The sequence below is a fragment of the Pseudomonas sp. KCJK9111 genome, assembly GCF_046231935.1.
GTDB lineage: Bacteria > Pseudomonadota > Gammaproteobacteria > Pseudomonadales > Pseudomonadaceae > Aquipseudomonas > Aquipseudomonas parafulva_B.
This window is the reverse complement of record NZ_JBJJMO010000022.1, coordinates 19,344-37,578: the sequence shown is the minus strand read 5'-3', so window position 1 is coordinate 37,578 and position 18,235 is coordinate 19,344. Positions and strand designations below refer to the sequence as shown.

Below are 18,235 nucleotides of genomic sequence, written 5' to 3'. Positions count from 1 at the left end.
CGATCAAAACGATCCCCTGCCGCTCAGCCCTCCGCAACATTTTGTCTTGATCTGCCATTCACCACCTGCGCTACAATGCCGCCCTCTGTTCGCCACTCACGCCCGGACAACACGCCGTAATGACTACGTGCGCCAGGCGATGAACGCTTCCTGACATGGATTCGTTGGATGCTTTGCGCTTCGCTATACCTACCCATCGCTGTTCGCTCATCTGTGGCGTCGCCCTCTGCGGCTGCCACTGGCGCCCCTCTGCAAACCCACCACACCACGCCCACGCTGCTGCCCGAAGGCTGCGGTTCACGGCTGTGCGTCCAATGGAAAATGGAGTGATCCACGTGCATAAGAAATTCATCGCCTCCCTCTTGGCCGTCGCCATCGCCTCGACCACCGCCTGCGCCCAGCTTGGCATCAGCAAGGAACAGGCAGGCACCGTGATCGGCGGCTTGGCGGGCGTTGCCATCGGTTCGACCATGGGCAGCGGCAACGGCAAGCTGGCAGCCGCCTTGATCGCAGGCGGCATCGGTGCCTACGTGGGTAACCGCATCGGCAACATGCTCGATGAAAAAGACCAGCAGGCCCTGGCCTTGCGCACCCAGGAAGTGCTGAGCCAGCAACAGGCCACGGCCAGTGCACAGCCGGTGACCTGGAAGTCCGACCACTCCGGCGCCACCGCGCAGATCGTCACTGGCAAGACCTACACCAAGACCAAGCAGGTCGAGGTCAAGCGTGCGCCGAAGATCCAGGCCGTTCCGTCGATGAAGCTGATCAACGAACCCTACGTGACCACAAGCGATAACCTCAATGTGCGCGCGGCGCCCAACGCCAAGGGCGAGAAAGTCGGCAGCCTGAAGAACCACACCGAATTCACGGCCGTCGGTTCAACGGGCGACTGGGTGCTGGTAGGACGCAAAGGCGTGACGGTCGGTTACGTGCACAAGGACTATGTCGAGCCCAAGGCACAGGCCGTGGCCAAGCGCGTCACCCCGGCGGTGAACCTGGATGAGCTGGACGTGGCGGCCAGTAGCGAAACCCAAGGCTTCGACCTGGATACGCTGCAAAACCTGCCTACCCAGACCGTCGCTGCCGAAGCGGCTTGCCGCCCCGTGACGGTCAGCCTGAAGTCCAAGGAAGGCAAGACCGAACAGGAACAGAACACCTTCTGCAAACAGGCTAATGGCACCTGGGAACTGATTTGAGGACCTCCATGAAAAAGCACGCCCTTGCGCTCGCCGTGATCGGTGCTTGCGGTCTGGTACCGCAGGCTTTCGCCCACGAGCTGGCGTTTTCCAAAAAGGACAATATCAAGGTCGAAGTGCCCGGTGAGGCCGCGACCTGGTGCAAGCCTGAAGTCGAGCTGACCATCACCCGGCCTGCCTGGGACAACCCGGACATGCTTTCGGGCCTGCTGAACAAGTTGCCGTTCGTGTTCGCCAAGGACTGCTCCACGGCCAAGGTCAGTTGGAAGGCGGTCGATGACAAAGGCACGCTGTATGCCAGCGGCGCTGGCACTGCCAGCAACCTGGGCCTGATGAACCTGGCTGCTGCACCTGCCGCAGCCACGGCGCCAGCTCCCCAGCAGGCTCAAACGCCAGCGCCATCATCTGCGCCAGCACCAGCAGAGGCATCCGCACCTGCCGCTACGCCTGCGCCTGTCGAGGCCCCAGCACCGGCCGTGGCGGCTGCCCCAGCGCCGACCAACAAGCCAGAACCGGCCGCTGTCCCCACCCCAACCCCAGCGCCCGCACCTGAACCGGCGGCAGCACCTGCCGTTGCGCCCAAGGTAGCCGGCGCAGCCGTCGCGGCCGCCCCCACCTCGGACTATGGCCGTTCAGTGGTGCTGAAGAACAGCAAGCTGATGCAGATCACCGATGCGGCGGGCTGCAAGTGGGTGCTCAATAGCACCATCATCAGTGAGGGCGATACCCTTACGTTCGGCACCACGCCGGCCATGCCCTGTCCGGCTTCTGGCTTTGGTGCAGGCAATTTCGAAAAGATCAGCTGGAAAGCCGAAGGCACCTACCGCGGCAACGACTGGAATCGTATCTACGTCCACCCCAGTGCCTTGATGTTCAGCAAGCGTTACGAGGCGGCGGTCAAGGACAAGTCGGTCAGCTACCTCACGGCCGAAGCGGACCAGGTGGCGTTACTGGTGGGCGAAATTCCCGATCGGAACATGAAGGTGTACCTGGCGTTCTCCCGGCCTACCTACGGCGCTGTGGGGCCTTTCCTCGCCGACCCGTACTACGTCGCCGTAACCCCGGACGACGCCTTCGCCCTGGACCCGGTGAAATACAAGGAGACTGCGCTGCAGGTTTTCGACCTGATCAAGAACGCATCGCCGAGCACCACCGACGTGGCAGACCTGCTCATCGTCAAGGACCTGTCGGCCATTTCCAACAGAATCTGGGGCAACGATGACCAGAAGATCGTGCGCAACCGCATCGGCATGAGCCGCCAGGGCTTGTACTTCGATGTGCGCAGCGGCGCCAACTGGGCGCAGCAGCGTGAGAAGCAGCGCGTGCGGGAAGCCCGCAATCGTCAGCAGCAGTTGGCCTGGGAACACACCCGTGTGCTTGAGCGTTACCAGCAATTGCAAGAGCGCATGGGGGAATTCAAGGGGCGTGAAACCGAGGCACTGGCGCAGATGGCCGGCATCAAGGTGCGTTACCCTTCGCCGCTGCAGCAGCAGGACCCTACGTCGTCGCAGAACGTGACGCCGATGATGGTGCATGTCACCGGCAAGAAGGGCGAGTTCTACACCCTCGACTACCCAGGCGAAGGGCGCCTGGTTGCCGAGCAGCAGTACCCCGAAGGCTGGTACGTGGCCCAGGTGGCCAACGCTACCCCTTACTACCCGCTCGAAGACGGTCGCGCCATTCCTACCTACCGCGCCTACAGCGTAGGCGAGCCGAAGGCCTGCGAGCAGGAGCGCTGCGCCGACCGCGTGTCCTATGGCGCCGTGCTGGCCAAGGAATTCCCCAATGCAGGCATCGACTCCAACTGGACGCCCGAAGTCTCCCAACAGTTTGTGAACGACTGGAACAACGCGTCGGCACAGGTCCAGTGAGGCATAACCCATGATCAAGCAGATGAACGCAAAGCAGAAGTTGATTGGCGGTGTGGCGGTCGTGGCGGTAGCGCTCGGCGTCACCTATGCCGTGGTTTCGAGCAGTGGCAAGAAGCAAGCCATGGCCTACTACGAAGACTTCAAGGAACGCTACTTCCTCGAAGACGTGCTATCCGAAGGCGACATTTCGTACTCGGCACTTTCCGGTAACCTGACAGTGGCCGACCCGGAGATCCGTGTGGCCGCCGTGCAGACCAACGGCGCGCAACAGTTCATGCGCAGCATGGCCGGCTTAGTGGCCTCGATGCGTGGCATGGACATGCAGGAGGGCCTGGGCAACTGGGCCGAGTACCAGATGAACGCACTCGAATCACGCTACGTGACCGGCGTTTTTCTAAAGGCTGATGCGTTGAAACTGTCGCACAGCGGTGACAGCAAGGATGGCGAAATCCATGTCCAGTTGCTGGGCATGCAGATGGCCGATCCGTATATCGCGGCCCAAGGCCAGGACATCGTCCGTGTCTCCGATGTGAGCGACGAAATCCAGCCGGGCGCCGAGCTGACGGCCAACGGGCGCGCGTCCCAGGCGAAGATGCCTTGGGGTGTGAACCTGGCGGCGCGCCAGCCGGTCACGGGCGCTTTCCTGGTCAACAGCACGGGGCAATTCGGGACCAAGATCGATCTTGACCTCACGCTGCAGCGCTCAAGCGATGGCGAGGGCGTGATGACGTTCGTGGTCACTCACCGCAACGACGGTTCGAAGGTGGGCGAAATCGTGCGCAAGGCCACCTTGCAATCCATGCCCGAACTCGATGATGTGCAGGAACAGTTCAAGGCAGCCCTGGGCGGCCAGATCGTCGCCGCCTTCAGCCCGCCATCTGGCCTGGCCATGTTCAGCGGCGCAGTGTCGGACCTGGCGCGCAAGGCCAAAGTGGAGCGCTATGAGGTCAGCTACAGCGGGTTCAAGCCCATGCGTACGGCATTCGAAGCCTTCCAGCACACCACGCCCAACGCCAAGTTCGCCGACTTCTGCCAAGAAGTAGGGCTTTCAACCTGGAGCAGCGACTTTGGCACCAAGGCCAAGCAGCACAGCGATTCGGAATGCGCCATTGCGCAGAAGCTGGCGGCCGGGGACGACTTCGAGGAAACCTACACCTTCAAGGAAGGCAAGAGCCTGTACGCCGCGTTGTTCGTGAGCAAGGCGTATGAGCTGGAGACGAACTAGGACGTTGTCGGGGCGGGCCTTGTGCAAACCGCAAGCATGCCGGGGCCGTTTCACGGCCCATCGCGGCCGGTCCGGCGCCCCGGCAAGGCCGCTCACACACGGACTGCATGGCGCCTGAGTTAAAGGGTTCGCAGGGCACTGTAGAAGCGGCCTCGCCGGGGCGCCGGACCGGCCGCGATGGGCTGCGCAGCAGCCCCAGGATTGGAGCCTCGCGGCTAACATTGCCGAGACCGCATTGCGGTCTATCGCGGCCGTTACCCCCCCCGGCGTCACTCATCTACCAAACCCGCTCATCCCCCACATCTTCAAGCACCTGCCCCAAATCCAGCTCAACAGACAATGCAATCAGACTCGCATTTCCATCCTCGCCCTCCGGCCATACCGTCACTTGGGTGTCCGCTGCCAGCAGAAGCTGGTCGCCGCTTTTCATCATCTGCTGCGTGCCATCGGCCTTGATGACCCTCAAGCCACCGGCGGTTGCGAACAAAAGCAGGTCGTTGATGGTGCTCAGCCGGGCCGCAGCGCGCAGGTGTCGGTACTCCACGATCAAGCCGTCGGCCAGAAACGTCTTGCTCAGCTGGTAGTTCAGCGAGCATTCCAGCGACAGCTCGCCCAGTGCCGCGATCACCTGCTCCTGTGGCAAGCCCTTGGGCATGAGGCGGGCAAACTCGCTCAGGTTTTCCAGTGTCACGTGTTTACGAGCAGGGCTCATGCCGGTGTCCTTGTAGATTCGATGCGCTCAGGCACAGGTGCAATTGAGGTCGACGTCACGCCACAAGCGTGATGGCGACGTGCGCGGCGATGCCTGCCGCCACGCTGAAAATCAAACTCCGGGTGAAGTAGGCCACGATCACCACCGGCACTGCGGCCAGCATGTCGGCGTTCACTGCCATCAGCGAGCCGTCCTTGGCCATCAGCAACGCAGGCACGGTGATACTGGCGATGATCGCCACAGGCAGGTACTCGATGACATCGTTGAACACCTTGGGCGTGCCCTGCATTCGGAACAGCAGGGGCGTGGCCCGGGTGAAGTAGGTGATGGCCATCATCAAGGCCACCGCGCCGATCAGGTATTTTTCTTCAGGCATAGGCCTACTCCACAGCCCACGGCCGTAGCCACGAACACATTCAAAGGGGAGGGGTACAGCGCGTTGAGTAGGCAGGTCGCGGCAATCACCACCAGGGCGACGATCAGCTTGGGCCGGCTGTTGCACAGCGACACGAGCACGAAGATCATCATGGCGGTCAGCGCGTAGTCCAGCTTGAACGCGGAGAAGCGGCTCAGCGCATCGGAGGCCACGGCGCCGAGCAGGGCGCCGGCAATCCAGCTGGCATGGCACCAGGTGTTGAACTGCAGCAGATAGCCAGGCGGGGTGTACTTGCCGGCTTGTAGCCGTTGGCTGTGCAAGGCGAACGATTCGTCGGTCAGGCCAAAGGCATACATCAGCTTTTGCGACCTGGAGATGCCCAGCCCATCGCTCTGCTTGGCCATGTACATGGCCATGAGCATGTGCCGCGAATTGATCAGCAGCGTCGACAACGCGATGGTCAGCAACGGTGCACCGGAGGTGATCAACGCCAGCGCCGCAAACTGCGCGGCGCCTGCGTAGACGAACACGCACATCGCCACCGGGAGCCACAAGGGCAGCCCGGCATTGATGCACATCACGCCAAACACGAAGCTCACCACGAAGTAGCCGGTGATTACCGGCAAGGCATCGACGAAGCTTTCCCTGCGCGAAACCGGGTGCAAGGCGAGGTCGGTCATAGATCGACCTCGCAGGTGATCTCGCCGCGCGTCTGGCTGAAGCCCTGCCGGTTCCAGAAGCGCACCGCCGACGCATTGTCCTGGTCGATGAACAGAAACACCCGGCGGATGCCATGCTGACGGAAGTCGTTGAGGATCGAGGTGGTCAGCGACGTGCCGATGCGGCTGTGGCGATAGTCTGGCGACACGGCCAGGTGGTTGATGGTACCGCGCGTACCCATCGCCCCCCCGGCCACGGCACCGATGATCGCCCCGCTGTGGTTTTCCGCCAGGTAGCAGAACGTGTTGTCATGGCTCAACAGGCCCTTGAGCAGGTCCTCGTTTTGCCAGTCGCAGAACGCAATCTCGTCGAACCGCTTGAGGAAATTGACCAGGCGCGTGGCATGAAACGGCGTGGCCTTCTTGATGGTCAGGCCGTTCATGCGGTCGGGCACGGCAACGCTGCGCGTTGCCTGCTCAAGGCTATTTGACAATGTCATGTTCGGTCCCCGGCCGGGAGAAGGAGATGGCGATGATCTGCCGATAGCCCATTTCCGATTCGCTGGGGTTGGTGGCCGGTGTCACGTAGTGCTGCAGCTCGCGGTCGAGGAAATACGTGGTGTCGAGAATTTCCTGGTAGGTGCCGGAGTCGATCACGTTCGACTGTTTGTCGTAGACCTTGCTGGTGGCGCCTTCGATGTTGTGGCGGCCCCAGAAGTGCACCCCGCTGAAAGGGTAGCCGTCGCAATGGATGCCTTCTGGCGTGATTTCGATCTGCTCGCCGGGTTTGACCTCGATACGGATCTGGTGCACCTGGCACTGCCAAGGCACGTTGTGCAGCTCTTCGGGCAGCACGGCCTTGTACACGTCGAAGTCCAGCTTGATCAGGGCGCGCAGCACCGGTGAGTTGAAGACATCGCTGGACACATCGTCAAAGTGGCGCCGCATGCCGCCCACATACTGGTTATGGGCCTCGGACTGTTCATAGGCACGGTGTTCGAGCTGCTGCAGCTCGCCGGTCGCCGGGTTGAAGTCGAAATCGCTGTAGCGGCGATAGCGGGTGCCCTTGTCGGCCTGGCCGTAGTACTTGTCCACGCCCATGGTTTCCCAGGTCTTGGAAAACGCTACGAAATGGCCAAACCCGCCATTGAGTGCAAAGTCGTTGCCCAGCACGTTGACTGTCTTGTTCAGGCGCAGTGCGTCATCAATATTCCGTTTGAGTGTAAGCATTGGCATCTCTTCCCGTTGAAATCTGGGCGCCAATCTAGCAGGCGAAATGATGGCAGAAACTTCACTTTTTTTTGAGGTGCCTCAACCGCCGCTTGGTGCCAGCCGACGTACTGAGCAGACAGCGGCGGCGGTTGTGCGTTATCCTCCCAGGCCTTGTTGCATGCGGGCTTGAGCACGTCTTGGGAGGGGTGTCGAATGGATATCAAGGTGCTGCGAAACATCGCCAATGTCGCGAGGACGGGGTCGATCACCGATGCCGCCGAGCAGGTCCACGTCACGGTGCAGGCGCTGGCGGCGCAGTTGAAAAAACTGGAGGACCATTGTGGCTTCAAGCTCTTTGACCGCACCAACAAAGGCGTGTCGTTGACGCAGGAAGGGGTCGGGATCCTGCCCCATGTGCTGGAGATCGTGCGCTGCTCCGAGCGCATGCAACTGAAAATCAAACAGCTGCGCGAGCGCCAGAGCCAGCCCTTGCGGGTCGCCCTGAACAGCACCCTGTCGATGGAAATCAACCAGCAGATCATGGCCGGTGTGGCCAGCAATCTGTCCGGGTGCAGCCCCATCTTCAGCTGCTCCGAATCCCCCGACAACCTCACCAAGCTGGCCAAGGGCGAAGCCGACATGGTGGTGATCCTGGGCGACAGCATGCCCGAGGGGTTCTACTCGGTTTCGCTCAAGGGCCTGCGCATCGAGGTGGTGGCCTGCTCGGTCAGTGCCGACACCGCCCCTTCGGTGGTCATCAAGCCGTTGCCCGAATGCCCGTACGCCTCCATTTTCTCGCGTTTCGCCAACCATCAGGGCGGCGGGCTCGAGGCTGCTACCGTGTTCCATTCCGGCAGCGAGATCGTCAGCGTGTCGATGATCAAGAGCTTCGGCGGCATGGGCGTGCTGTCGCGGGCCGTGGCCGAGACGAACGACCTGCACATCTGGGAAGGGTATTCCGAATACCTCGATGTGTACCTGGTGATGAAAGAGCCATGGATCGTGGAGGAGGAGTTTCCTCAGTTCTACCCCAAGACAGCGCCGATGCACGCCTTCGAGTCGATCAATGCCTGAAGCGCCGTCAGCCTGAGACAACCTGTCGTCTTGCGCTTGGCCGCACAATTTGTTTGTGCTGGCATTTCGGTTACAATCGGAAAAACGATTCAGTGATGTAGGTCAATGCGACAAAAGCCTGATTCGTTTTCCGGTTCTCTGGCTGCTGAACAATGATCAATAACAAGCCTGCGCTGAAGAACACGCGTTACCTGGGTCAGCCACAGGCCCACCTCCGTTCTCCTGACTGGAATTGATCAATGTTCAAGAAAGCTGGCAAGACCTTGCTGGGTCTGGCTGTCGCTGCAACTGTCATGCACGCACACGCCGCTGAAACCAAGAAAGTCGACGTACTGTTGGTCGGCGGCGGCATCATGAGCTCCACCCTGGCCGTCTGGCTGCACGAGCTGGAGCCAAGCTGGTCGATGGAGATGGTCGAGCGCCTGGACGGCGTGGCCGAAGAAAGCTCCAACGGCTGGAACAACGCTGGCACCGGTCACTCCGCGCTGGCCGAGCTGAACTACACCCCCGAAGACAAAGACGGCAACATCAACATCTCCAAGGCCATCGAAATCAACGAAGCCTTCCAGATTTCCCGTCAGTTCTGGTCCTGGCAGGTACGCCAGGGCGTGTTGAAGAACCCGCGCGCGTTCATCAACACCACGCCGCACATGAGCTTCGTGTGGGGCGACGACAACATCAAGTTCCTGAAGAAGCGCTATGAAGCGCTGCAGGCAAGCCCGCTGTTCCGCCCCATGCAGTACTCCGAAGATCACGCGCAGATCGCCAAGTGGGTCCCGCTGATGATGGAAGGTCGTGACCCGGCGCAGAAGCTGGCCGTCACCTGGACGCCAATCGGCACCGACGTGAACTTCGGCGAAATCACCCGCCAGTTCGTCGGTCACCTGCAGACCCAGCAAGGCTTCGACCTGAAGCTGTCCAGCGAAGTGCAGGACATCAGCCGCAACAAGGACGGTTCCTGGCACGTCGAGTACAAGAACCTGAAGGACGGTAGCAAGTCGGCTACCGATGCCAAGTTCCTGTTCATCGGGGCCGGTGGCGGCGCGTTGAAGCTGCTGCAGAAGTCCGGTATTCCGGAAGCCAAGGAATATGCAGGCTTCCCTGTGGGTGGCTCGTTCCTGGTGACCGAGAACCCAACCGTTGCCATGCAGCACATGGCCAAGGCCTACGGCATCGCCTCCACTGGTGCGCCGCCCATGTCGGTACCCCACCTGGACACCCGCGTGCTCGACGGCAAGCGTGTGATTCTGTTTGGCCCATTCGCGACCTTCTCGACCAAGTTCCTGAAGAACGGCTCGTACCTGGACCTGCTCAGCAGCACCACCACCCACAACCTTTGGCCAATGACCCGCGTGGGCATCGACCAGTACCCACTGGTGGAATACCTCGCAGGCCAGCTGATGCTGTCTGACGACGACCGTTTCGACGCCCTGCGCACCTACTTCCCGAATGCCAAGAAGGAAGACTGGAAACTGTGGCAGGCCGGTCAGCGCGTGCAGATCATCAAGCGTGACGAAGAGAAGGGCGGCGTGTTGAAGCTGGGCACCGAAGTAGTGGCTTCTCAGGATCGCACCATCGCCGGTCTGTTGGGCGCCTCGCCAGGTGCATCGACCGCTGCGCCGATCATGCTGAACGTGCTGGAAACCGTCTTCAAGGAGAAGGTCGCTACCCCAGAGTGGCAGGCCAAGATCAAGGAAATCATCCCGAGCTACGGCACCAAGCTGAACGACTCGGCCGCTGCTACGCAGAAAGAGTGGAACTACACGGCCGAAGTGCTGCAGCTGGCCAAGCCGCCGGTCATCGACGAAAGCGTCGGCACCAGCGTCGTTGCGCCAAGCCAGCCGGTTGAAAGCAAGCCCGAGAACGACATGGCCCTGTAACTCACGGCCCTGACGTAATCGAAAGCCACGGGGGTAACCTCGTGGTTTTTTTTTGCGCGGTTAGACAGGCAGGGCTTGGGCAAGATCGCGCCCGCGCAGGCACTCGGCAGCCCTGATGGTGCGCCAGGCGATCGCTTAGGGAAACCTGGGTAGGGCGTAGGTCACTCAGGCCTGCCGCAAAATGCAGTCCAGCAACCCTGGAAAACGCTCGCCGAGCATTTCGCTGCGCAGTGAGTTCATGTGCGTGGTGCCCACGTTGCGGGTGTGTACCAGCCCGGCGTCCCTCAACACACGAAAATGGTGGGACATGCTCGACTTGGGCCGCCCTCCGTCCAGCTCGCCGCAGCTGGCCTCGGTCACCCCTGCAAGATGGCGGACAATGCCCAGGCGCACTGGGTCGCTCAAGGCGTACAGCACGCGTTCGAGAATTAGATCATCAGGATTGGGATGTTTGTAGGCTCGCATGGTCTGCATGATACCGGGGCTTTTCATTATTGCCATAGTTCGATTATGATCGAACTACGGTATTCAATGATCCTGGAGTGTTCCATGGCAGCCCTGTTCGAACCCTATACCCTCAAAGACGTCACCCTGCGCAACCGCATCGCCATCCCGCCGATGTGCCAATACCGCGCCGAAGACGGCATGATCAACGACTGGCACCACGTGCACCTGGCTGGCATGGCCCGCGGCGGCGCCGGCTTGTTGGTGGTCGAGGCCACGGCGGTATCGCCCGAAGGCCGCATTACCCCAGGCTGCGCTGGTATCTGGAGCGATGCCCACGCCCAGGCATTCGTGCCCGTGGTGCAGGCGATCAAGGCGGCGGGCTCCGTGCCAGGCATCCAGATCGCCCACGCCGGTCGCAAGGCCAGCGCCAACCGCCCATGGGAAGGCGATGATCACATCGCGGTCGATGATCCACGCGGCTGGGAAACCATCGCCCCGTCGGCCATCGCCTTCGGTGCCAACCTGCCCAAGGTGCCGCGCGCCATGACCCTGGACGACATCGCTCGGGTCAAGCAGGACTTCGTCGATGCAGCGCGCCGCGCACGCGACGCCGGCTTTGAGTGGATCGAGCTGCACTTTGCCCACGGTTACCTGGGCCAGAGCTTCTTCTCCGAGCACTCCAACCAGCGCACCGATGCCTACGGTGGCAGCTTCGAGAACCGCAGCCGGTTCTTGCTCGAAACCCTGGCAGCGGTACGCGAAGTGTGGCCTGAGCACCTGCCGTTGACCGCTCGCTTCGGGGTGCTGGAATACGATGGTCGTGACGAGCAAACCCTGGAAGAGTCGATCGAGCTGGCGCGGCGCTTCAAGGCGGGCGGCCTGGACCTGCTCAGCGTAAGCGTGGGCTTCACCATCCCCGACACCAACATTCCATGGGGCCCCGCCTTCATGGGCCCGATTGCCGAGCGCGTGCGCCGCGAAGCGGGTATCCCCGTCACCTCGGCATGGGGCTTTGGCAAACCGGAATTGGCAGAAGCGGCCGTACGTGCCCAACAACTGGACTTGGTTTCGGTCGGGCGTGCGCACCTGGCTGACCCACACTGGGCTTATTTCGCGGCCAAGGAGCTGGGGGTGGAGAAAGCTGCATGGACCTTGCCAGCGCCCTATGCACACTGGCTTGAACGGTATCGCTAAGGGTCGCGGTCAGGGCGTTTGAAGTGCCACCTGCGCCTCGGCGAAGCACTGCTCGGCAATCGCCGAGCGGGGCTCGCTGCGACGCAATAACAGGCCCACCTGGCTGTGGATGGCAGCATCGGTAACCGGCACGATGCGCAGGTGCTCGCTAAGGCCTTCCAGGCCGCAGCCCAGCGGCATGATGGCGCAGCACAGGCCAGTGGTGATGGCCTGGATCAGCTGGAAGCTGGAGTCGCTTTCCAGTACAGCGTTCGGTTCCAGGCCGCGGCTGCGGAAGCTCAAGTCCAGCGACTGCCGGTAATGCATGCCCTTGCTCAACAGGCCCAGCGGCGTATCGCCCAATTGGTCCCAGCGCAGGTTTTGGGCCTCGAACTGAAAATGCCGGGTATCGTGCAGCAGGCCCATGGTAGTGGTACCCAGCTCGATGACGTCGAAAAACTGCGTGTTGACCTGGTCCAGGTAGCAGATGCCCAAGTCCAGTTGATTACGGCTCAGGCCGTCGATCACCTGTTCGGAGCTTAGCGAACTGAGCTCGAAGTGCAGGCCCGGGTATTTGGCCCGCAACGGCAACAGCAGTTGCATCGGGTTGAAACTGGCCAGCGGCACCGTGCCCAGGCGCAGGCTCCCGACCACCTGACCGCGGCAATGGGCAGCTTCGGCGTGCAAACCGTCATGGGCGGCCAGCAGGGTCCGCGCCCAGGCCAGAATGCGTTCGCCCGCCTCGGTGAACCCTTCGAACCGCTGACCGCGTTTGACCAGCACCAGGTCCAGTTCGTCTTCCAGGTTGCGCAGGCGCATGGACAGCGTGGGCTGGGTGATGTGGCACAACGCAGCCGCCTGGCCAAAATGGCGAGTCTGGTCCAGGGCGATGAGAAACTTCAGTTGCTTGATATCCATGCCTGCGCCTGCTAAAGGGTTGCGCCGACAGTAACGTACCGTGGCGATAGATGCCATCGATCGAGCCGTTTGCGCTATCGATTGGACGCTGGCAGCGCGTGTTACTAGCGTGGCAGTAACCCCACTGCAAGGAGCTGTGCTGTGCGTGTTCAACCCGATGCGGTTTTCGTGCCGCTCAACATCGCTGTCTTGACCGTCAGTGATACCCGAACTGTCGAGAACGATACATCAGGTGCACTGCTGGCGAGCCGCTCGGTGGACATGGGGCACCACCTGATTGCACGGGTTCTGCTCAAAGATGACGTCTACAAGATACGCGCCCAGGTGGCGACCTGGATTGCCGACGAGCAGGTGCAGGTGGTGTTGATCACCGGTGGCACAGGCTTTAGTGGCAGGGACAGCACCCCGGAGGCGGTCGAATGCCTGCTTGAACGGCGCGTGGACGGGTTCGGCGAGTTGTTCCGTGCACTGTCCATTCTGGATGTCGGCGCCTCGGCTGTGCAGAGTCGCGCCCTGGCAGGGTTGAGCAATCATACGCTGGTCTGTTGTCTGCCAGGCTCTACCGGGGCCTGTCGTACAGCCTGGGAAGGCATCCTTGCCGAACAGCTCGACGCCCGGTATCGGCCTTGCAATTTCGTCAAGCATTTACGGCTTTAGCAGAGGGTGGTACCTACAAGATTCCAAACTCAGCAGCCTACTCCGACCGCTGAGCGGCCTTGCCGGGGCGCCGAGCCGGCTGCGCAATAGCCCCGAGTGCCCGCAGCCGTCAAGGCACCCCGCGTCTGGTCAGTGGAAAGGGATCACCCCACGTGCCTGAGCATAGGTCAGGTTGCCGCGGTGGATACGTAACTCCTCGCCCCTGGCAGCGCTTCTGACCTGTTCCCGGTAACCCAGCTTGCGCTGCGGCCACAGTTTCAGGTGACCTTTGCCGAACGCCGTCGGCGCTGCACCCGCATCATTGAAATGAAAGTGAGCGGCCCATAGCGGCTTGCCGCGCTCACTGCCTGGCGTTTCGAGCACATCGATGCGGTATTCATCCATATAACCTTCGGCCAGTGGCTGCCGCGGCCCCTGATAGGTCACACGTAACAGCCCTTGCTTGTGCAAGTAGTGCAAGCCTTCTGCGCTGGGAAAGCGTGTGGTGCTGTGCAGTTTGACCAGCACTTCACGTTTTCCATCGCGCAAGGCCACCAGGGCATCGTCCAGGCGTTGCAGCAGTTCAGGTTCAGCTTCGCTGTCGGCGATCTGATCCCGCAGTGTCTGCACTTCCCCGATCTGGGCATCGAGCATCGACGTCAATGAATGGCTATCGACATCGTCTTCAACCAGCTTGCGCGCGTTGGCAAGTACGTTCTGATTCTGAGCAAGCATCCCTTCAGCCAGCGCTTGTTCCTGACGCTCGCTCTCCGGTGTGGGCGCTCTGGGTGGCGATGCGGTGCCAGCAGCAGGCAGTTTTTCCACCCACGTGCCACTTTCCCGGGTAAAGGTATGCAGTACAGTCTTGCTGAAGGTCCCGCGAACTTGCAGCACAGGCTGCCCCTCTACGATCGACTCCGAACCGATCACCGTCTGGCCGTTCGCTGTTGTGGCCACCTGTAATGCCTGCCGGGGGTATACCGGACGGGTGGTAGAGTGTTGCTGGCCAACAGCCTGCTCCCGCAATGCGGTAACCAGCGCGTCGCCCGCCATGGTCTTGAGCTCGACCATTTGCTGCCGATAGGCCTCCAGGCGCTCGATATCCACAAGTTCGCTGCCCAGCTGGGCAATGCGCTGACTGTTGAGGATGGCCGCCGAATATTCATCCCAGGCACTCTGCAGAATGTCGATACGCTGAGCAGTCTGCAGATCGGCGAACATGGACAGGTGGTGAGAATTAGCGGCTACCCGCAGGCGCTCCCCAGCAAGCGCAGCTCTGAACACCGCATAGTGCGAATAGTCTTGCAAGGCCTCGAAACGCAGCGCTAGCTCAACCAAACCCATGGCCTGGAAGAACCGTATGTTTGGCGTGGTGGTGGTGCGCGTTTCGATGATCTGGGCAACGGTCCTGTCCGTTTTTTGAATGCTCGGTACCGTCATCTCCAGGTCGGTCACAGCCAGCAGCCGATCAAGCGCCGCTGTGTATTCGATGATCAAAGGCTGGTCGATAACGATGCTTTCAAGTACCTCACGGTACTGCTCATACGCAGCTTGCCGCTCCTGCGGCGAGGCGTCATTGAGCGCCGTGGTCAGTCGATCGTACTCGGCGAACCTGCCGGTATACAGCTGCTCTTCGATGATGAACTGCGCATAACAAATCAAATTGCGCCTTACATCTGCCAACGCCCGCCGCTGTTCTGGTGCATGGTTGTTGCTCGCCATGTAGCTGCGGTCATCAAGCAGCGCAACTATGTTGCGCTCGGCCTCAAGGTAGTTCTGGAAAATGCCTACAGCGGATTCGATACGCTGACGACGCAAGTCTTTTATCTGGACCAGCAACTCCGTTTGCCGTTTGGCAAACAGGCTGGTTGCCCGTTCGAATTGAGCATGCTGCTCAGGATCTTGCGGCGGCGGTTGCTTGAGCCGCTCCTCCACTTTCAGCCATTGTGCACGAGCAGCCTCAATGCGTTGGCGCAGGCTTTCATATTCAGCAGCGCCTCTATCTGCGTTGGCGAGGCTTTGCTCGACCGCCTGCAGCGCCGTCTGGATCCGGATTACCAAGCGTTCGCGCAATCGCTGCCGGGTGCTTGAGCCGGGTCGGTCCCCACCGCCTCGCAGCCGTGTATCGATACGCCAATCTTGCTCATCACGCCTGATCAGTGGCCCCTGGCTGCCATCCGGCCCGACGATGCGGGTAAGCCCATCGGCAGACTCGACCGCATAAACTTGTCCTTGCAGCCGCACATAGAGCCCATGCTCAAGTTCATACAGCCCTGCGAGAGGCCCTTGCCCGATCGCCGGTCGGCCCTCCAGGCTTACCAAGGCCGCCATGGCTTGCAATCGCGTGCGTGGAGCCCCGGGCAGCGCGTTGAAACCCTGGGCGCCCCGCCACGAAAAGTCGAGTTGAGTGGCCGCTTGGGCCTGCAGTGCCTCGACAGGAGCCACACTGCCCGGCTCAGGCAGCGGCAACGGATCGGTATCGCCGCCCAGTCGGACCGAAGCTGCATCGACCGTCAGCGCAGTTGCCCCGGTATGCGTCGGCTCTGTTTTAGGCAGCTGTGCATGGATCAGCACCATCAGTGTGTTGTTGAGCAGATCCACCACAGCTTGGGTTCGATCCGTAGCGCTGCCTTCAAGCAGCAATTTCAAGTCTTCGGCTACGGCACTTATACCGATGTACAGCAAGGCAATCGAAGAGATCGGCCCCGGTAGAACGGGGGCGGCGATGTTCAGCAACTGCCAGGCGAACGTCTTGATGGACTGCCAGCGTACCTCGCTGTTACTCATGGCACTGCGGTCGGCCAGTTCGAGGAGCATCGAGCGCTTGGCCTCGAACAGGTTCGCATCGATGTCATGCGTCCAGAACGGCAGTGCGAGCTCAACAGGGGCTGGTTTGTCCAGGGGAGCGTATGGGGCGAACACCCAGTGCGGCAGGTGAGGCTCCTTGAAACCACCGTTGTCGTACACGGCGCGGTGCGTTTGGTCGAGCCATGCCAGTACGCCTTCCTGCACGCGGCCGGGCTGGGCGATCTCCTGCATGAGGGCTTGCCGGTTCTTGAATTGTTTGAGCGCACCTTTGTGCATCGGACAATACAGCAACAGCTCGCCGCTATCGGCCACTTGAATGACGAAGAAACCGTGCGCCTTGTCGACCCATTGCGAGTCGGGCGAGCGCTTGAAGGCCAGGGGCGCGATGGCCAACGCTTGCTCATTGCTGGCTGGTACACGGCAGAAGCTGGCCACCGCCGCATAGCTGCTTGGGTCAATATGCCCGGTACAAAGCGCGTAGGCGGCATCGAGCATCAGGCCCATCCGCCATTGCGCCGCAAAGGCGTTGAGGTGCGTGGCTTTGTACTGTTCATCCCCGAGTAAGCCATCGAGGTAGCGCGGATAGTTGCCGCCTATGTCAACAGTGGCAACCAGTTGGCGCAAGTACTCGGGGTCAAGCCAGGCAGGGATCTCTTCATGAGTGCGATGGGCTACTGCTGCCACAGGGCTTGCACCCGTTGCCTCAAGGCGGCCGATGGCGTACTCGGTCAACGTCAGTGTCTTGCGTTCTATCAACTGGCCGAAACCCATCCCATGGCCATCATTGGCATAGGTATTGACGGTAAGAATCATGTCATCCGCGTCGAAGGCGCCGTCTGCAGGATGATCGGCCATCATCTGTTCACGCAACGTGCGCCGCGCATAGGTTTGCAGGTCATCCGGTTCTGTCAGGGGCTGAGCATTTGCCTGGGAGGCTTGCAGCACGGCAACATCTATCAGCGCCTGGAGATAGCGGCTCTGCCCATTGAAGTCGGCGTTCAACAACTTCTCAGGCAGCTCTATGGCCAGCTTTTGAGTGGGCAGATCGGCCCATTGGGCGAAGAACGGCGAGGGGTCGACCACGGCCTGGTAGGCAGAGGCCAACTCATCCACCGTATTCAGATCGCTCAACCGTACGCGGTTCAACCGCGACAACAGGATTTCAAGCAGTACGCCGGACAACAAGGCAAACGCGTTACCGTCAGCTTCGTACAGCGCCCACGAAAAACCGTCGTCTTTCTGCGTCGGCCTGTACTGCGTCTGCAAGTAGGTGCCAAAGGCGTCTAGCGAAGGGAAGCCTTTCACATCGCCTGCGGACGTGCACCAGAGTGTCACCTTGGCCACTTTGCTACTGGCGCTCACCAGCAGGCCAGGCAGCAGTTCACGGGTGCTGTCTTCGCCCAGGCGCCAATGCACGCATACAGTGTGCACGGCCAAACCCTCGGTTCTTTCGAGCAGCAGATCCTGCAAGCACTGGTGCTCATCGGTGGTCAACGCCTGATCGGTCAGCCCGCTCAGAAGCCCGGCGCGAAGCACCTGTTGAACCCAGGTGTCGTGATCATTGCCATAGCCTGCATTCCAGTAATCGATCTGAGCCTGTTCAAAGCACGCAGGAAGGGTCGGCAGAAAGGCATTGAATGCGTCGTTTAGCGTGCCGGGGTCGACAAGGTCATCATCGGCTGTTTCGAGCGCATCGGGGATGGCAAAAAAGCGGAGCGGTGGTTTGAGGCTGAAGCGGTCCTGGCTGGAAAAATCCACCGGCTCGCCATCAAGAAAGCGTTGCAGCACAACGTCGACCAGCGGGGTGACTGTCCAGTAGCCGTCAACGTGCCAGCGAAGAAATTTCAGCGGTTCGGCACACTTCATGTCGGGGCGGTGAACAGCCACCTTGGGGTAATGCGCGATGATCAGGTTCATCAGTTGCTCGCCTACCACCTGGCGCAAGGTGGGGCGGCTTGCAAAGCGCAGGGCGATGGCACGATTGAGGTCATGTGCAGGTGGAGGGGGGAGGGCAGAGGACATGCGTGGAGCTCCTTGTGGGTTCTTTC

15 protein-coding genes are annotated in these 18,235 nt (G+C 61.1%); 7 read left to right on the top strand and 8 right to left on the bottom strand.

All coding sequences use genetic code 11. The annotated features are described in order from the left end of the window. Positions 1–335 precede the first annotated feature (335 nt). From ACK59L_RS10240 to ACK59L_RS10230, 3 genes are read left to right on the top strand one after another with little or no spacing between them, the layout of a single operon-like run. Entirely contained in the window at positions 336–1,196 is an 861-nt protein-coding gene (locus ACK59L_RS10240) for an SH3 domain-containing protein (RefSeq protein ID WP_058604344.1), read from the top strand. 8 nt (positions 1,197–1,204) lie between these two features. After that, entirely contained in the window at positions 1,205–3,067 is a 1,863-nt protein-coding gene (locus ACK59L_RS10235; RefSeq protein ID WP_409273397.1) for a hypothetical protein, read from the top strand. 10 nt (positions 3,068–3,077) lie between these two features. Next, a complete protein-coding gene (locus ACK59L_RS10230) occupies positions 3,078–4,292 on the top strand; it encodes a hypothetical protein (protein ID WP_144967158.1) in 1,215 nt (404 codons plus the stop codon). Between the two features lie 277 nt (positions 4,293–4,569). Here ACK59L_RS10230 and ACK59L_RS10225 read toward each other — a convergent pair whose 3' ends face one another. Genes ACK59L_RS10225 through ACK59L_RS10205 form a run of 5 tightly spaced genes read right to left on the bottom strand, consistent with a single transcriptional unit; the run spans position 4,570 to position 7,269 of the window. Next, a complete protein-coding gene (locus ACK59L_RS10225) occupies positions 4,570–5,004 on the bottom strand; it encodes a hypothetical protein (protein ID WP_409273395.1) in 435 nt (144 codons plus the stop codon). Between the two features lie 55 nt (positions 5,005–5,059). Beyond that, complete coding sequence (locus ACK59L_RS10220; protein WP_023536306.1) at positions 5,060–5,380, bottom strand: AzlD domain-containing protein; 321 nt, start codon at positions 5,378–5,380, stop codon at positions 5,060–5,062. Further along, positions 5,359–6,060: an AzlC family ABC transporter permease gene (locus ACK59L_RS10215; RefSeq protein WP_027914243.1), complete on the bottom strand. Its 702-nt coding sequence runs from the start codon at positions 6,058–6,060 to the stop codon at positions 5,359–5,361. The genes ACK59L_RS10220 and ACK59L_RS10215 overlap by 22 nt, the downstream gene beginning before the upstream one ends. Continuing rightward, on the bottom strand, positions 6,057–6,539 hold the full coding sequence (locus ACK59L_RS10210; protein ID WP_145129942.1) for an N-acetyltransferase: 483 nt from the start codon (positions 6,537–6,539) through the stop codon (positions 6,057–6,059). Before ACK59L_RS10210 ends, ACK59L_RS10215 begins: the two co-directional genes overlap by 4 nt. Beyond that, positions 6,523–7,269 (bottom strand): 2OG-Fe dioxygenase family protein, encoded by a 747-nt coding sequence (locus tag ACK59L_RS10205; RefSeq protein ID WP_182139795.1) that lies wholly within the window; start codon positions 7,267–7,269, stop codon positions 6,523–6,525. Before ACK59L_RS10205 ends, ACK59L_RS10210 begins: the two co-directional genes overlap by 17 nt. Before the next feature lie 195 nt (positions 7,270–7,464). Between ACK59L_RS10205 and ACK59L_RS10200 the strand changes: the two genes are divergently transcribed. Together ACK59L_RS10200 and mqo are read left to right on the top strand one after the other, a co-directional pair. Further along, positions 7,465–8,325: a LysR family transcriptional regulator gene (locus tag ACK59L_RS10200; RefSeq protein ID WP_144967166.1), complete on the top strand. Its 861-nt coding sequence runs from the start codon at positions 7,465–7,467 to the stop codon at positions 8,323–8,325. A 239-nt stretch (positions 8,326–8,564) separates the two neighbouring features. Next, positions 8,565–10,205, top strand: a complete 1,641-nt coding sequence (mqo, locus tag ACK59L_RS10195; protein WP_196135210.1) for a malate dehydrogenase (quinone) — start codon at positions 8,565–8,567, stop codon at positions 10,203–10,205. A 165-nt stretch (positions 10,206–10,370) separates the two neighbouring features. On the opposite strand, the gene ACK59L_RS10190 is transcribed toward mqo, so the two are convergent. Beyond that, positions 10,371–10,706 carry a helix-turn-helix transcriptional regulator gene (locus ACK59L_RS10190; protein ID WP_144967170.1) on the bottom strand — a complete coding sequence of 112 codons (336 nt, stop codon included), beginning with the start codon at positions 10,704–10,706 and terminating at the stop codon, positions 10,371–10,373. 48 nt (positions 10,707–10,754) lie between these two features. Here ACK59L_RS10190 and xenA point away from each other — a divergent pair, with 48 nt between their 5' ends. Further along, positions 10,755–11,846 (top strand): xenobiotic reductase XenA, encoded by a 1,092-nt coding sequence (xenA, locus tag ACK59L_RS10185; protein WP_409273390.1) that lies wholly within the window; start codon positions 10,755–10,757, stop codon positions 11,844–11,846. Between the two features lie 9 nt (positions 11,847–11,855). Here xenA and ACK59L_RS10180 read toward each other — a convergent pair whose 3' ends face one another. Further along, the gene (locus tag ACK59L_RS10180) at positions 11,856–12,743 is read right to left on the bottom strand and encodes a LysR family transcriptional regulator (protein ID WP_409273388.1); all 888 of its coding nucleotides are present in this window, start codon (positions 12,741–12,743) and stop codon (positions 11,856–11,858) included. A gap of 141 nt (positions 12,744–12,884) precedes the next feature. On the opposite strand from ACK59L_RS10180, the gene moaB reads away from it, so the two are divergent. After that, positions 12,885–13,400, top strand: coding sequence for a molybdenum cofactor biosynthesis protein B (gene moaB, locus ACK59L_RS10175; RefSeq protein ID WP_409273386.1), 516 nt, complete (start codon positions 12,885–12,887; stop codon positions 13,398–13,400). Positions 13,401–13,529: 129 nt separating this feature from the next. Here moaB and ACK59L_RS10170 read toward each other — a convergent pair whose 3' ends face one another. Beyond that, on the bottom strand, positions 13,530–18,209 hold the full coding sequence (locus tag ACK59L_RS10170; RefSeq protein ID WP_409273384.1) for a dermonecrotic toxin domain-containing protein: 4,680 nt from the start codon (positions 18,207–18,209) through the stop codon (positions 13,530–13,532). Positions 18,210–18,235: the final 26 nt, after the last annotated feature.